This is a genomic window from Pandoraea sp. 64-18, assembly GCF_001899225.1.
GTDB lineage: Bacteria > Pseudomonadota > Gammaproteobacteria > Burkholderiales > Burkholderiaceae > Pandoraea > Pandoraea cepalis.
Map to the genome: position 1 here is coordinate 427,259 of NZ_MKVU01000020.1, position 13,977 is coordinate 441,235.

Consider the following 13,977-nt stretch of genomic DNA (forward strand, 5'->3'; position numbering starts at 1 on the left):
GTGCCTGCTTGAGCGCGTTGACGGTGTCCTGCCCGCCGTTGGCGAGCGCCACGACCTGTGCCTTCGAGCTTTGCGCCTGCAACAGGAACGACGCATAGTCGGACGCATTGAGCGGATGTCGCGACCGTCCCAGGACCGTGCCGCCGAGTGTCTTCACGATGTCGGCGGCGTCTTTCTCCAGGGAGTGCCCGAAGGCATAGTCGACGGTGATGAAGTACCACGATTTGCCACCGTCACCGACCACGGCGCGCGCGGTTGCCGCCGACTGCGAGTAGGTGTCGAACATCCAGTGAAAGCCCGTGGGCGAACAGTCTTCGTTCGTCAGTCGCGTGGTCGCCGGCCCCGAGAACAACGTCACGCGTTGCTTGTCCATGGCGATCTTCTGCACCGCCAGGGCGGCCGCCGAGTTCGTGAGATCGGCAATCGCATCGACATTGTCGCGATCAAACCATTCCCGGGCCTTGTTGGCGGCGACGTCGGCCTTGTTCTGGTTGTCGGCCGACACCAGCGCAATCTTCATGCCCTTGCACTCGGCCGCCAGACAATCGTCGATCGCCATTTGCGCGGCCGCGACCGAGCCGGCACCGCCCATCGCCGAATACGGTCCCGACATGTCGGTGAGCACGCCCACCTTCACCGGGCGGTCCGGCAACTGCGCCATCCCGGCCATCGACATCAACCCCAAGCTCGCGCCGAATCCCAGCGCGAGCAACCACGGCTTGATCTTCATCGCTTTGTCTCCTTCAGGTCTTGTATGCGTTCGTCGTCGCCGTCTATGCGCGGCGCTCATGAATTGTATTTGTGCGAATTTGCTTTACATAGCGAATATATGCATCTACTTTGTGCACAAATACACATAGGAGAGAGCGTAATGGTTCGCACCGCCGCGGCACGACCGTCGGGCATCGCTGGCGCTTCGGGGGCGGAGCCGCGTCCCGACTGGGACGACTTGCGCTACTTCCTGGAGGTCGCGCGCACACAGCGCGTGAGTGCGGCGGCGCAACGCCTGGGGGTCGATCACACGACGGTTTCGCGACGGGTGCGCGCGCTGGAGCACTCGCTCGGCACGCTGTTGTTCGACAAATCGCGCAACGCGGGCTTTGCCCTGACGCCCGAGGGGCAGCAGCTCCTCGTCTACGCGGAGCAAATGGAGACCACGCTGCAATCGGCGTGCGAGCAGGTGGCGGGGCTCGGGCAAACGCTCTCGGGCCACGTTCGTATCGGCTCGACGGAAGCGTTCGGCACGTACTTCGTCACGCCGGTCCTCTCACGCTTTCAGCGCGAATACCCGGCGATCGCCTTCGACGTGCTGCCCGTGCCGCGCTTCGTGAGCCTGTCGAAACGCGAGGCCGATCTGGCGATCACCATCGAACGCCCCCAGCGCGGGCCGTATGTGTGCAGCAAGCTGTGCGACTACCGTCTGCAGTTGTATGCAACGCCCGGTTATCTCGCGCAATACGGCGACGTCGCGACGTTCGCGGATCTGTCCGGACGCCGGTTCATCAGCTATGTCGACGAACTGACGTTCAGCAACGAGTTGCGTTATCTGGAGGACATCGTGCCCGGGGGCAATGTCGTGCTGCGCAGCACGAGCGTCATCGCCCAGTATCAGGCGGCATTGCAGGGCGAGGCGCTGGCAATCCTCCCGTGCTTCATGGCCGCGCAGGACGCCCGGCTGGTACCTCTGCTCGTCGACGACGTGGTCGTCACGCGCAGTTTCTGGATCTATTGCCACGAGGAACTGCGCTCGCTCAAGCGCATTACGGTGCTGTGGGATTATTTACGCGACGCCGCCCAGCGCAATGACGCCCTGTTGCAAGGCCAATCGGGACAACTGCGGCTGGTCTGATCGCGATCAGCGAATCTTGCGTTGCTCGGCGTCGATCACGGCGGGAATGGCCGCGCGCATCGCTTCGATGAAACGGCGCAGCCGGGCAGGATAGTACTTTGCGTACGGGTAGAGGAGGTACATCGGCAAGGCCGTCGAGCGCCATGGCGGCATGAGCTGGATCAGGCGCCCCTGCGCCACGTCCTCGGCCATCAACCACGCCGAACAGACTGCCACACCCAACCCGCGTAATGCGGCACTGCGCAATGCGTAGAGGTTGTCCGTGCTCATGCGCGGATCGAATGTGACGCGGGCCGTCTCGTGCGTTTGCTCGTGCGTGAGCGTGATGTCGTTGCGGTAGAACGTGGTGAGCGAGAGCCACGGCAACGAGGCCAGGTCCGAGGGGTGCGAAGGCAACGCACGTCCGCGCAGCAGGTCGGGCGACGCCACGACGATGCGCGGCACGTCGGTCAATGAAATCGCCACATTCGACGGGTCGCGCAGTTCGCCCACGTGAATCGCGCAGTCGATGCCTTCCGCAATGAAATCGGGCTCGCGGTCCTGCAAGAACCAATGCACCTTCATCCCGGCATAGCGCTCTAGAAAGTCCGCGAGCGGGCCGATCATCATTTCCTGACCGAACGCGTGGGGCACGAGCACGCGCAAGGTGCCCTCCGGGTCGTCGCCGGTGCCGCGCAGATCGGCTTCGAACGCCTCCCAGCTCGTCACCAGTTCCTTCGCCCGGACGAAGCAACGCTCACCGTCCTCGGTGAGCTTCATGCGATGCGTCGAGCGTTGCAGCAAGCGAAGTCCCAGCGAGCGTTCGAGCATCTGCAAACGCCGGCTGACAGTCGGCTGCGTGGTGCCGAGCAGCGCTGCGGCGGCCGACAGACTGCCAGCCTCAACGATGCGCACGAACGTCTGCATCAGCTCGACGCGGTCGGCGCCGCCGCCTCGGCCGGCGGGCGCATCGGTACCAAAGGCAGGGGGATGAGGGGGCTCTGTCATACGCAGCACGTATAAAGGTTGTACGGATTATAGGCCTACCACCGCACTGCACCAAGCGCGACACTACGCCCCGTACCTTGCTATTGGAGCCTCACCTTATGAGTTCTGCTCAGATTTCCAACGCCGCCGGCGCGAGTCAAGCCACCGCACGGCCGCAGCCCGAGTTGTCTGCCCGGCTGATCCTGCTGCTCGCGACGGGCACCGGCCTGACGGTCGCCTCGCTGTACTACGCCCAGCCGATGCTCGGCATCATGACCGACGACATCCACGCCGCCAACACGACGGTCGGCTGGGTCCCGACGCTCACCCAGCTCGGCTACGCGCTGGGCATTCTGCTGCTGGTGCCGCTCGGCGACATTATCGACCGGCGTCGTATCGTGCTCGTCAAGGGCGCGATTCTCACGCTCGCGCTGCTGCTGGCCGCCTTTGCGCCGGGCATTGGCACGCTGCTCGCCGCGAGTCTGGCCATCGGGCTGACCGCGACGATGGCACAGGACATCGTGCCCGCCGCGGCCGCGATCGCGCCCGAATCGATCCGGGGCCGAGTCGTCGGCACCGTGATGACCGGACTGTTGTTGGGCATTCTGCTCTCGCGCGTCGTGTCCGGCTTCGTGGCCCAGAACTTCGGGTGGCGAGCGATGTATGTCGTCGCCGCTATCAGCGTGGCCGGTTTCGGCGTGGTGGCGTGGCGCGGCCTGCCGTCGTTTCATCCGACGACGCAGATGACCTATCGCCAATTGCTCGGCTCGGTGGTCGGCCTGTGGCGTCGTCATCCGGCGCTGCGCCGGGCGGCATTGGCGCAGGGCCTGCTGTCGGTCGGCTTCAGCGCCTTCTGGTCGACGCTCGCCGTCATGCTGCACGACGCCCCGTTCCATCTGGGCGCGGCGGCGGCGGGGGCATTCGGTCTGGCAGGCGCGGCCGGGGCACTCGGCGCACCGCTGGCCGGTCGCATTGCGGATCGCAAGGGGCCGCAGATCGTCACCCGTCTTGGGGCGAGCCTGGTGGCCGTGTCCTTCGCCGCGATGCTGTTCGCGCCCATGCTCGGCGCCCATGCCCAACTGTGGCTGATCGGTCTGGCCGCCATCGGCTTCGACCTGGGCGTGCAGGTCGCGCTGGTCTCGCATCAAACCATCGTGTACGGCATCGAACCCGCCGCCCGCAGCCGTCTGAATGCCGTGCTTTTCGTCGGCGTCTTCATCGGCATGTCGATCGGCGCGGCACTCGGTGCTCAGGCATTGGCGCACTGGGGCTGGACGGGCGTCGCGTCGCTCGCCACGCTGGCGGCCCTCGCCGCGCTCGCTGTGCGACTGTGGCCCGGCACGACGTCGGCGCACTGATGCGTAGCCTGCCGCTGACGACGACAGGACAACGACACGCAGGCCGCCTCCCTCGGGAGGCGGCCTTGTCGTTTGACACGCCGGGCAAGTGCATGGCGCCCACAACGTTCAGCCAGCAGCCTTGGCGGCACAGGCGCGCACCTGGTCGTACAAAGCATCGATGTCGATGCCGTCGAGCTTCAGGCCGAAGCGTTCCCGCAGCACTTGCGCGAGTTGCGCCGCCGACGCAATGTCGGTTTCCGCCACGACGTCGCCTTGCGCCGAGCGCTCCGTCAGCGTTGTGTTGAGTAGCGAAATGCGTCCGAGCGGCAGCACACGGCAGACGATGAGCTGATTTCGGAAGATGGAATCGGGCGCGCTCGACGTGTACCAATTGCCCAGCTTGTAGTCGATCCACTCGGCGGGTTTCGGCGCGAAGCGATAAACAGGCAACCACTTGTCGGCGGAGCGCACGCTCAGGCGGTACTCGCTGGGTGGCCCGCCGTCCTCCGTGCGAACCGTCTCCAGTCGGAACGTTTCCAGCAGGGTCGACTGGGGTTGCGCCGAATGCAGGCGCAGCGGCGCGGTGAGCGTGACGGAGCCGAAACCCACATCGGCCAGCCAGGCCTCGCCGTCGAGATCGACGCGCAGCAGCATGTGCGTGAGTGGCGCTTCCCCATCAAACGAGCGCCCCCACACGACGCGTCCGATCAACGGGGTGACGACAAACCCGAGATGGGTCAGCGCGTTGGCGAACAGCGCGTTCTGCTCGAAGCAGTAGCCGCCGCGTCCGCCATCGAGCAACTTGGCAACGACCGACGGCAGCTCGACGTCGACCGGCTGGCCACGAATCGGATCGAGATTCTCGAACGGAATGGCCAGCGGATGGAGCGAGTGGATGGCGCGCAGAACATCGAGCGTTGCTTCACGCGGGCCGGTGTAACCGATGCGCTGAAAATAGCGTTCCGGATCGAAGGGGTGAGACATGCCTGACGTCCTCTTGAGGGATGCGGACCTACGCAGAGTCCATACGTTAGCGCATCCGCCGCGTCTTTGCGCAATGCCATCGCGGCGACGAGGTGAGCGGGCGATCGGGCGACGCCGAAATGCGCGGATTTCGCACCGCAGTCCAAATTAGCCGGAACCGCGCAGCGTCGGTATAGTGGCCCCCATTGGCCGGCCGGGTACGCCGGCTGCTGCTATCCGGAGTCTGCTTTACATGATCGACATTGCGCGCGTGACGCGGGCGCTGGCTGAGCGCCACGTCCGTCCCGACCTTCGTCAACGCGACGCCCTTGCCGCCCTCACGGCGCTGCTGGGGCGTGCCAAGCCGCCCTTCGACGGCGTTTACTGCTACGGACTCCCCGGGCGCGGCAAGAGCCTCGTCGTGGACGCCGCCTTCGCCGTCGCCGAGTGCGAGAAGCGGCGCGTGCACTTTCACGAATTCCTGCGCGACATCCATCGGCAACTCGTGCGCGAGCCGGCATGCGACGACCGACTCGCGGCGGTGGCGAATCGCTGGCTCCACGGCGTTGCGTTACTGTGTTTCGACGAATTTCACGTCCACGACATTGCCGATGCTTTCCTGATCGGGCGATTTCTCGACATCGCGCTGGCGCGGGGTGTGCGGCTGGTGCTGACGTCGAACTATGCGCCGCAGCAGTTGCTGCCGGACCCCGAGTTTCACGAGCGTTTCGAACCGACCATCGCCGTGATTCTGCAACGCATCGCGGTCGTGCATTTCGACGGCGCCACCGACTACCGCATGGGCGGCGAAGCGGCACAGCTACCACGCTGGATCGCGCCCCCCGACGACGCCCGCGAGCTCTTGCCGCTGCGTTATGCCGAATTGGAGGGGCGACCCGCGTCAAATCCGTCGACGGTGACGATCGCCGGCCGTGCACTGCCGGCACAAAGCGCAGGCGCGCGCGTGCTGTGGGCCAATTTCGACGACCTTTGCGTCGCACATCGCTCGCATCTGGATTACCTCGCGCTCGCCGAGCGCTGGCCCTCCTTGATCGTGGGCGATCTGCACGTCGAACGGCTCCAGCGCCCCGACACCCTGCAACGATTCCTGTGGCTGATCGACATTTGTTATGACCGCCAACGCACGTTGCTGATCGCGTCCGACATGCCGCTCATTCCCGCGCTCGATGCGCTGCGCGACTGGCGCGATCTGTCGCGCACGATCAGCCGACTGGCCGAGATGGGATCGCGCGACTACGAGCGCCGCACGCTCGTTCGCCCGAGCTGAAGGTCACACAACGCTAGCGATGCATTCCCGCAGCCATTGATGCGACGGATCGCGATGCACACGCTCGTGCCAGTACATCGAGATCTCGAAGCCCCGCAGGTCGACGGGCGGCGTCGTCACCTGCAACGCCGGATCGTCGCGAACGAGGCGTTCGGGGGCCATCGCCACCAGATCCGTGCTGGCGAGCGCGGATCGCAGGAAGAGAAAATGCGGCACGGACAGGACGACGCGCCGCGATGCCCCTAGCCCCGCGAGAGCATCGTCAGTGCTCGCATGAAAGCCGCCTCCGTCCTGCGACACAATGACGTGCTCCAGCTCGCAAAACTGCTTGAGCGTGGGCCGTCGTTTGAGCTTCGGATGCCCACGCCGTCCCACCAGAACATAGCGCTCCGCGAACAGGGCCTTGCGACGCAAGCCCTGTGGTGCGCCATCCGTTGTGTGAAACGCGATATCGACGATACCCTGCTCCGCCTGCCGGGCAACGCGCGACGGCGACAGATCGAACACCGCCAGCCGCGTGCGTGGCGCCGCCGCTCGCAGGCGCTGAAGCACCGGCAGTACCAGGGTCGACTCCGTGTAATCGGTGGCGGCGATACGCCAGGTCAAGTCGGCGTTGGCCGGATCGAAAGCCGCAGCGGGTGAGACGGCACGTGACAGCGATTCAAGCGCATCGCGCAACGGCCCGCGCAGCGCCTCTGCGCGCGCGGTGGGGCGCATGCCGCGCGGCCCCGGCAGCAAAAGTGGATCGCCGAGCAAATCGCGCAACTTCGCAAGATGCACACTGACCGCCGGCTGAGACATATACAGCCGCTCGGCGGCACGCGTCACGTTTTGTTCGGTAAGCAGGACATCGAGCGTGACCAGCAGATTCAAATCGATTCGTCGCAAATTATTCATGGTTATACCTGGCATATCAGGAATTCATTTCCAATATACCTTGCGTGCGCCTAACCTGCCTGTGTTCCCTGAGTCGAATGAACCCAATCGCAACGGAGTTTGAAAAATGAATGTATTGATCGTTTATGCCCACCCGCAACCGCGCTCGCTCAACGGCGCATTACGCGACTTTGCTGTGCAGCGACTCGAAGCGGCCGGGCACCACGTGCAAGTCTCGGATCTGTATGCAATGCAGTGGAAGAGCACCATCGACGAGGACGACGCGCCGCAACGCAATGCGAGCGAGCTGTTCCATGCGTCGCTCGACTCGAAGCATGCGTTCGCGAGCGGCACGCAGCGCGCCGACATCGCCCGCGAGCAGGCGAAGCTGCGCTGGGCGGACACGGTGATCCTGCAATTCCCGCTGTGGTGGTTCTCGATGCCCGCGATCATGAAGGGATGGTTTGATCGCGTGTATGCCTACGGCTTCGCGTATGGCGTTGGCGAGCACTCGAATACGCATTGGGGCGACCGCTACGGCGAAGGGTCGATGGCGGGCAAGCGCGCAATGCTCGTGGTGACGACCGGCGGCTGGGACTCGCACTACAGCGATCGCGGCATCAACGGTCCCATTGACGATGTGCTGTTCCCGATTCAGCACGGCATGTTGTTCTACCCGGGGTTCGACGTGTTGCCGCCCTACGTCGCCTTCCGTACGGGACGCATCGACGCCGAGCGCTTTGCACAGATTCAGCGCGAGCTGGGCGAGCGTCTCGATACACTCGCCACGACGGCGCCGATTCCCTATCGGCAGCAGAACCACGGCGCATACGACATTCCGGCGCTCACGCTCAAGGACAACGTCGCCACCGGACAGACGGGGTTTGCCGCGCATATCGGCTGACAGGGGGCGTGTCGTCGGATGCCACAGTCGGCGGGCGTTCGGCGGCACAAAGCATTGCGCGATGCGCGGAACACGCGTATAAGTGACAAAGAGAATCTCAAGTCTGACGCTAGTCCACACCGCGTCAATCTCCTCGATCCTTGCGAGATCCAATCAGTCGATCGAAGCGAATTCGATCACTTCGCGAGAACCGACCTACGTCGTTTGATGGGGTGCACGGTCCAAAAGCGTTGCAGGCATCGACAAACCAACCCAACTCAATAGCCCATCGCTACGCGACCGATCTTGTTCGTGAGCCATGTGCGGGTATCTCAGGCCCGACGCGAAATGTGCGTCGGTCAACGCGGCTCGCAGTTATCTCATCCATGTCAGGAGCACGAATGCTCACGCTGTCGAAGCAGGCCATAGTCGCTGCCATTTATCGCGTCATTCGCAATGACGACCCCCCGTCGGATGCCATCATTAACGCGCTGCTGGCGCGTGAACTGGTCTGCCGAGTGGGCGAGCGTCTCGAATTGACGCCGTATGGCAGATCGTACTGCCGGTCCGCCTACGTCCCCGCCTGGTGCTGATCGAAACGCGGTAACGCGTTAGCGCCTTACCGCGACAATGCGGCCGCTCATCGCCGCGGCCGGCCTCCAGGACTTGCCGCACGTCAGCGTGCCGGCGTGTCGAGGTGTCTGCGCGCTCTGTCGGCACCCTTTGTCGGCACCCTCTCTCCGCGGCCATCAGCGCTCCATGCCCGATGCGCTCTCGCCAATCCATCTCCGTGCGCTATCTATTTGTCGACGATCCCCGCTGGGATCGTCAGGTGAAACCACGGTAGCATGGCGGCCGGCCGTGCAGTATGCTCGTCGCTGGACGCGGCCTGCGGATTTCCAACTGCCGGTCGTTAATTCCTTCAAGGCAAACCACAGATCCGCCGACGTTCATGGTCACGCAAGACGACGAGATGCAATCTCCCGGTGTTTCAGCGAACGTCGAAAAGTTCTGGCACCCGCTTCAGGATCCTGCGTCCGTGAGCGAGGGACGAGAGATGTACGGCATGGCCGGGACGCCACAACTCGCGGCGCTCTTCGCCGAGGTGCAACGCCACGCCGCAGCGATCGTCAGCCAGTTCCACGATGGACTTGCATGCCTGCCGGCGTCCCAGCGTATTCTGAATCACCTGACGCCAGCGGAAATGCGGTACGCCAAATCGCGCCAAACCCAGCGACTATGCGCGCTTTCGGCGCCTTCGCTGACGGCTGCCGATCATCGTGCGCAAGCCATCAGGGCCGGGCGTACGCATGCCATTGTCGGGCTCAACTGGGAAGATCTGGTTCGCGCCCGAGGGGTCCTTGGCGAAGCCATCGTCAAATACATCGATACAGCGGCGCATGGCGAGGCGCTATGTCTGCTGAGCCGGCGCATGAACCAGGATCTCGCCTGGCAGGCCGAGGCCTATCAGCGCCTGCAGATCTCCCGTCATGCAGTATTGCAGCGCGTCACGTTGCTGGCGTGGAGAACGGAAAGTTATACCGACCTGATTAGCCAGGTGGTCCAGATTCTGGGTGAACACGACGAGATCGCCGGCTGTGCGGTGGGCCGGCCGGATCGTCAGGGGGTGTTTCGCTTCGAATTGGCGGCTGGCGGCACCATCGAGCGCTATCTCGCCGGGATCGAAAAAACGGCGCCCATCACGGTGGGCAATTCGTCCGGCAGTCAGGGGCCCACGGGGCGTGCCTGGCGCAGCGGCCATGTGGTGCGCTCGCTCAATATTGCGAACGATCCGAAGATGGTGCCGTGGCGGGCCGCGGCCTTGCCGGTCGGTTTTCATTCCTGCATTGCGATTCCCCTGCACCAGCCGGGCGAACCCACGGCCGCCATCCTGAACCTGTACAGCCCCTTACCCGGCGCACTGACCGGCGCCGATCAGATTGCCTTCGTTTCCCTGTTGCAGACGATTCTGGGCTTCGCCATTGCCGGCACCGAGCGCCTGGCCGGCCATACCCGCACCGTGCCTTATACCGTTCGGCAGCGTTGGTCCAAGCTTCTCGGGACTGACGCGCTGAAGATCCACTATCAACCGCTGCTCGATCTCAAAACGGGGCAAGTGACCAAGGTGGAGGCATTGGCCCGCTTGCAGGATGGCGATCGCCTTCTGGCACCTGGCGAATTCTTCCCGGCACTGTCGTCCGAGGACTTCCTGACGCTGTACAAGCGCGGGCTCGAGCAAGCACTGTCGCAGCGCCGCCTCTGGCTGCGGGCGGGTTTCCCGCTGAGCGTCTCCGTGAACTTGCCATCGAGTGCACTTGGCGACATCCGCTATTTCAAAGTCACGGAGCGGGCGCTCAAAAAGAGCGGTGCCGCGCCAAACCAGTTGACGCTGGAAGTGCTGGAAACCGATGCCTTCCCGCTCGGCGTGGACGTATCGCAGGAACTGGCGAAATTCAAAGCCTTGGGAATCCAGTTGGCAGAGGACGATCTGGGTTCGGGCTATAGCAGTCTGACGCGCCTGCGCGAAGTGCCGTTCGACCTGGTCAAGATCGACCGGGACATCGTGAGCGCTGTCGGTCGGGATCCCCTGGAGACCCTGCGCTTCACCTATCAGCTGATCCAGTTGGGACACTCGTTGAACAAGGCCGTCGTGGTGGAGGGCATCGAAGACGAGGGCATGCTCGAGGCGGTCGTGATTCTCGGCGCCGATATCGCCCAAGGGTATGCGATTGCGCGCCCGATGCCGGCCGAAGCGTTGACCGAATGGATGGCGTGCGTGCCGAGCGTGCCCGACACACACGCGCCAAGTACCGTGCTGGGCAAGTTGGCGGCGCAGTTGCTGCTCGAAGCGCGCAATCGGTTGATGTAATGGTGGCTTCGTCCGACATGGCCGACATGGCCGACATCGTCACTCGGCTTGCCCGGCACGTCAGCCGTTCTGCCATGCGCTGAGCCGGGCCGACACGCCCTAAAGTTGCGGCGCCGCGAAGCGACGATTCTCGTTGCAAGGCAGCACGCGACGCGCTTCGGCGATGCGGGCCGGATCGAGGTCGACAAGCAGGAATGCGGGCGCTTCCGCCGCGCGCGCGACAATCACGCCCAACGGGTCAACGACCATGCTTGCGCCGATATTGCGGGGCCCGCATTCCCCCGACGCCACCAGATAACACGTGTTCTCCAGCGCACGCGCGGTGCACAGGGTTTCCCAATGCGCCTCCTTGAGCGGCCCCCTCACCCACGCGGCCGGCAACACCAACACGTCCGCGCCATCAAGCGTGAGGCGTCGCGCCAGCTCGGGGAAGCGCACGTCGTAACACGTCATCAGGCCAACCTTGAGGCCGCAGACGTCGACCAGCGGCGGTACCTCGTTACCGGGGACCACGTTCGTCGACTCCTTCACCGAAAACGCATCGTAAAGGTGGATCTTCTTGTACTCGGCGATGATTTCGCCGTCGCGCAGTGCGATCAGGACATTCCACACCTTGCCGTCGGCGGTCGCGGGCACGTGCACCGTCATCATCGTCGTGAGGTTGTTGCCTCGACTTGCTTCGCGCAAGGCGGTCACGAACTCGCCGTCCAACGGTTGCGCGGCGCGGCGCACCAGGTCAGGGTCGGCGATGTCGCGCGCCAGCACGCCCTCGGGGAGTACCAGCAGGTCTGCACCGGCGGCGCGTGCCTTGGCCATCCATTGCAGGCAGGTCTGCGCGTTGATAGACGCATCTGCGGCAACGGCGAATTGTCCAATGGCTGCTTTCATGACTTTCTCTCTCAAGACGGATGCGACTCAGGCCCAATCGGAGGATGGGGCGTGGCTCGGTTGAATTCCAGAGCGTGGAAACGGGGGACGTAGCTCAACTTTGCTTAAGTATGCCAGTTCGACAGTTTGCACCTCGCACGCAAACGGGGCACTCGCTCGGCATCGCCTACGGCGGGCCTGGCGTTGCACGAGTCTAATGCCAAGCCCCCCCTCAAGCGTCTCGATCGCCCCAGGTGCTATCCATCAGGCACAGGTTGACAGCACACGCTATTGTCGCTTGTTGCATCGTTCGCATATCGATCTGTTTTCATGTGAAATGCCATTGACACCACATTATTCAAGCCAATATTATTTGTTCGCATTACAAATAAATTAAAAACTCGCCACGATGCCACATCAAGGTATTCGGGCGTTCGTCAGTATTTCGGGGAGATTCATGTTCAAGAAGATCGGAGTTGCCGTTGCGGTGATCTTCACCGCAATGTTGTGCGCATGTTCCACTACTGCACCGAACTACAGCGCGTCATTGGATAACGTCGACAAGCTGAAGATCGGCGGCGACTACAAGGCCGCAGTCGGGAAATTCACGCCGGCGCCCGGCTTGAAGACCGAAACCGGTATTTCACTGAGAGCGATGACGATGTCGTCGCCTTATGGCGACTCCTATAGTCAGTATCTCGCCGAAGCGATCAAGCAGGAGCTGTCGTTGGCGGGCAAGCTCTCACCCGATTCGCCTGTTCGCATTACCGGCACCTTGCTGGAGAACGACATCGACGCCGGCCTCGCCACAGGCAAGGGCACCATCCAAGCACGCTTTGTCGTGACGCGTGGCGATCAAACGCGCTACGACCAGGTAAAGTCGGTGGAGACGGAGTGGTCGTCGAACTTCGTTGCGGCCATTGCCATTCCGCGAGCCACCGAGGCCTACCCCAAGCTTGTGCAGAAGCTGCTCACGTCATTGCTCGATGATGATGCGTTTCTGAAAGCACTCCAATAAACAAGCCAAGCTACTGGGGAAGATGAAAGATGAAATTTTTCAAATGGTTGGGCGTCGTATTTGCCGTGACACTGGCGTCGGGTTGCGCTCATCAGGTCAGCATGAGTCCCGACATTGCGGCGATCGATGCACCGGAAGGCGCCACGCGCATTGAAAAGCACGTCGGCTACGTGATCACCGATCAGTCACGTGCACTGATCGTGACGACCCCCGGCGGTGGTGGCGACAAGGTCCGCTACAAGCCGTACGCTGATGCCGAAACCGCCTTCTACAAGGTGCTTTCGAACGTATTCACGAACGTGACACGCCTGAAGTCTGTCGATGTCGCTGCCTCGACGAAGGAAAGCGCGCTCGCCTACGTCATTGTGCCGACGATAACGACGGATTCCTCGTCGGCAAGCTTGGTCACGTGGCCCGCAACGGATTTCACGGTGAATCTGAAGTGCGAAATTCGCAACCTGGATGGCACGATTTTCGCCACGCGGACCGTGACCGGCACCGGCCATGCAGACTTCAGCGAATTCAAGAGCGACTTTTCGCTCTCCGGTCGTCGAGCTGCCGCAGACGCGATGCTCAAGCTACAGGACACCCTGCTGAAAATGCCGGAACTGCGCTAAATCGCTGGCGGGTCGTGGTGGTCGATTGTAGCGGTCTAATCGCCTCCGGACACCCATTTAGGCGAGAATACTCGCCATGGAGAGGTGTCTGATAAGCAAGCAACGTCGTACGTTTCCCCCTGAGTTCAAGCACAGTGCTGCGTCTCTAGTCCTCGACCAGCACTATAGTCACGTCAATGCCAGCCGGTCGGTCGGCGGCGCGGAGTCGGTTCTGCGCCGCCGGGTTCAACAACTGCACCAGGAACGCCGAGGCATCACGCCGCGCAGTAGATATCTGCTGGCCATGATGAAAGCAACCTGGCAACCACGCATACATGCGCGCTACGCTGGAGCGCATCGACATTCCGAACGTATTAAATTGCGAGTTCAATGTGGTGGCGTCGAATCAAGTCTGGTGCGGCGACATTACGTATTTATGGGCTCAGGGGCGCTGGCATTGCC

At 63.1% G+C, this 13,977-nt stretch carries 13 protein-coding genes and 1 pseudogene; 9 read left to right on the top strand and 5 right to left on the bottom strand.

The genetic code is table 11. The features are described 5' to 3' along the window. Positions 1-730, bottom strand: a 730-nt coding sequence (locus BGP02_RS19020) for an ABC transporter substrate-binding protein (protein WP_502688496.1), incomplete at its 3' end; no start/stop codon positions are given. 141 nt (positions 731-871) lie between these two features. On the opposite strand from BGP02_RS19020, the gene BGP02_RS19025 reads away from it, so the two are divergent. Further along, positions 872-1,849 (top strand): LysR family transcriptional regulator, encoded by a 978-nt coding sequence (locus BGP02_RS19025; protein ID WP_017234827.1) that lies wholly within the window; start codon positions 872-874, stop codon positions 1,847-1,849. A 6-nt stretch (positions 1,850-1,855) separates the two neighbouring features. Here BGP02_RS19025 and BGP02_RS19030 read toward each other — a convergent pair whose 3' ends face one another. Then, positions 1,856-2,836 (bottom strand): LysR family transcriptional regulator, encoded by a 981-nt coding sequence (locus BGP02_RS19030; protein WP_083902361.1) that lies wholly within the window; start codon positions 2,834-2,836, stop codon positions 1,856-1,858. 98 nt (positions 2,837-2,934) lie between these two features. On the opposite strand from BGP02_RS19030, the gene BGP02_RS19035 reads away from it, so the two are divergent. Continuing rightward, on the top strand, positions 2,935-4,173 hold the full coding sequence (locus tag BGP02_RS19035; protein WP_268566893.1) for an MFS transporter: 1,239 nt from the start codon (positions 2,935-2,937) through the stop codon (positions 4,171-4,173). Between the two features lie 108 nt (positions 4,174-4,281). On the opposite strand, the gene BGP02_RS19040 is transcribed toward BGP02_RS19035, so the two are convergent. Then, positions 4,282-5,139: an arylamine N-acetyltransferase family protein gene (locus BGP02_RS19040; RefSeq protein ID WP_017234824.1), complete on the bottom strand. Its 858-nt coding sequence runs from the start codon at positions 5,137-5,139 to the stop codon at positions 4,282-4,284. A gap of 232 nt (positions 5,140-5,371) precedes the next feature. On the opposite strand from BGP02_RS19040, the gene zapE reads away from it, so the two are divergent. Further along, complete coding sequence (gene zapE / locus BGP02_RS19045) at positions 5,372-6,406, top strand: cell division protein ZapE (RefSeq protein ID WP_286798995.1); 1,035 nt, start codon at positions 5,372-5,374, stop codon at positions 6,404-6,406. A gap of 3 nt (positions 6,407-6,409) precedes the next feature. Here zapE and BGP02_RS19050 read toward each other — a convergent pair whose 3' ends face one another. After that, entirely contained in the window at positions 6,410-7,303 is an 894-nt protein-coding gene (locus BGP02_RS19050; RefSeq protein WP_017234822.1) for a LysR family transcriptional regulator, read from the bottom strand. A 106-nt stretch (positions 7,304-7,409) separates the two neighbouring features. Between BGP02_RS19050 and BGP02_RS19055 the strand changes: the two genes are divergently transcribed. From BGP02_RS19055 to BGP02_RS19065, 3 genes are all read left to right on the top strand, one after another. Further along, complete coding sequence (locus BGP02_RS19055) at positions 7,410-8,186, top strand: NAD(P)H-dependent oxidoreductase (protein WP_286798996.1); 777 nt, start codon at positions 7,410-7,412, stop codon at positions 8,184-8,186. 380 nt (positions 8,187-8,566) lie between these two features. Beyond that, a complete protein-coding gene (locus BGP02_RS19060) occupies positions 8,567-8,758 on the top strand; it encodes a hypothetical protein (RefSeq protein ID WP_017234820.1) in 192 nt (63 codons plus the stop codon). 446 nt (positions 8,759-9,204) lie between these two features. Continuing rightward, a complete protein-coding gene (locus BGP02_RS19065) occupies positions 9,205-11,034 on the top strand; it encodes an EAL domain-containing protein (protein ID WP_261939746.1) in 1,830 nt (609 codons plus the stop codon). A gap of 99 nt (positions 11,035-11,133) precedes the next feature. On the opposite strand, the gene BGP02_RS19070 is transcribed toward BGP02_RS19065, so the two are convergent. After that, a complete protein-coding gene (locus BGP02_RS19070; protein ID WP_017234818.1) occupies positions 11,134-11,922 on the bottom strand; it encodes a deaminated glutathione amidase in 789 nt (262 codons plus the stop codon). Between the two features lie 436 nt (positions 11,923-12,358). Between BGP02_RS19070 and BGP02_RS19075 the strand changes: the two genes are divergently transcribed. The 3 genes and pseudogenes from BGP02_RS19075 to BGP02_RS19085 all read left to right on the top strand — a co-directional run. After that, entirely contained in the window at positions 12,359-12,919 is a 561-nt protein-coding gene (locus tag BGP02_RS19075) for a hypothetical protein (RefSeq protein WP_017234817.1), read from the top strand. Between the two features lie 29 nt (positions 12,920-12,948). Next, on the top strand, positions 12,949-13,536 hold the full coding sequence (locus tag BGP02_RS19080) for a hypothetical protein (RefSeq protein WP_017234816.1): 588 nt from the start codon (positions 12,949-12,951) through the stop codon (positions 13,534-13,536). A 91-nt stretch (positions 13,537-13,627) separates the two neighbouring features. Beyond that, a pseudogene (locus BGP02_RS19085) lies at positions 13,628-13,973 on the top strand (transposase); the annotation flags it as partial. Positions 13,974-13,977 lie beyond the last annotated feature (4 nt).

What these genes read in the sequence shown, in the direction of transcription:
- BGP02_RS19025 (WP_017234827.1), top strand. Translation starts at nt 872, where the DNA reads ATGGTTCGCACCGCCGCGGCACGACCGTCGGGCATCGCTGGCGCTTCG.
- BGP02_RS19030 (WP_083902361.1), bottom strand. Translation starts at nt 2,836, where the DNA reads ATGACAGAGCCCCCTCATCCCCCTGCCTTTGGTACCGATGCGCCCGCC.
- BGP02_RS19035 (WP_268566893.1), top strand. Translation starts at nt 2,935, where the DNA reads ATGAGTTCTGCTCAGATTTCCAACGCCGCCGGCGCGAGTCAAGCCACC.
- BGP02_RS19040 (WP_017234824.1), bottom strand. Translation starts at nt 5,139, where the DNA reads ATGTCTCACCCCTTCGATCCGGAACGCTATTTTCAGCGCATCGGTTAC.
- zapE (WP_286798995.1), top strand. Translation starts at nt 5,372, where the DNA reads ATGATCGACATTGCGCGCGTGACGCGGGCGCTGGCTGAGCGCCACGTC.
- BGP02_RS19050 (WP_017234822.1), bottom strand. Translation starts at nt 7,303, where the DNA reads ATGAATAATTTGCGACGAATCGATTTGAATCTGCTGGTCACGCTCGAT.
- BGP02_RS19055 (WP_286798996.1), top strand. Translation starts at nt 7,410, where the DNA reads ATGAATGTATTGATCGTTTATGCCCACCCGCAACCGCGCTCGCTCAAC.
- BGP02_RS19060 (WP_017234820.1), top strand. Translation starts at nt 8,567, where the DNA reads ATGCTCACGCTGTCGAAGCAGGCCATAGTCGCTGCCATTTATCGCGTC.
- BGP02_RS19070 (WP_017234818.1), bottom strand. Translation starts at nt 11,922, where the DNA reads ATGAAAGCAGCCATTGGACAATTCGCCGTTGCCGCAGATGCGTCTATC.
- BGP02_RS19075 (WP_017234817.1), top strand. Translation starts at nt 12,359, where the DNA reads ATGTTCAAGAAGATCGGAGTTGCCGTTGCGGTGATCTTCACCGCAATG.
- BGP02_RS19080 (WP_017234816.1), top strand. Translation starts at nt 12,949, where the DNA reads ATGAAATTTTTCAAATGGTTGGGCGTCGTATTTGCCGTGACACTGGCG.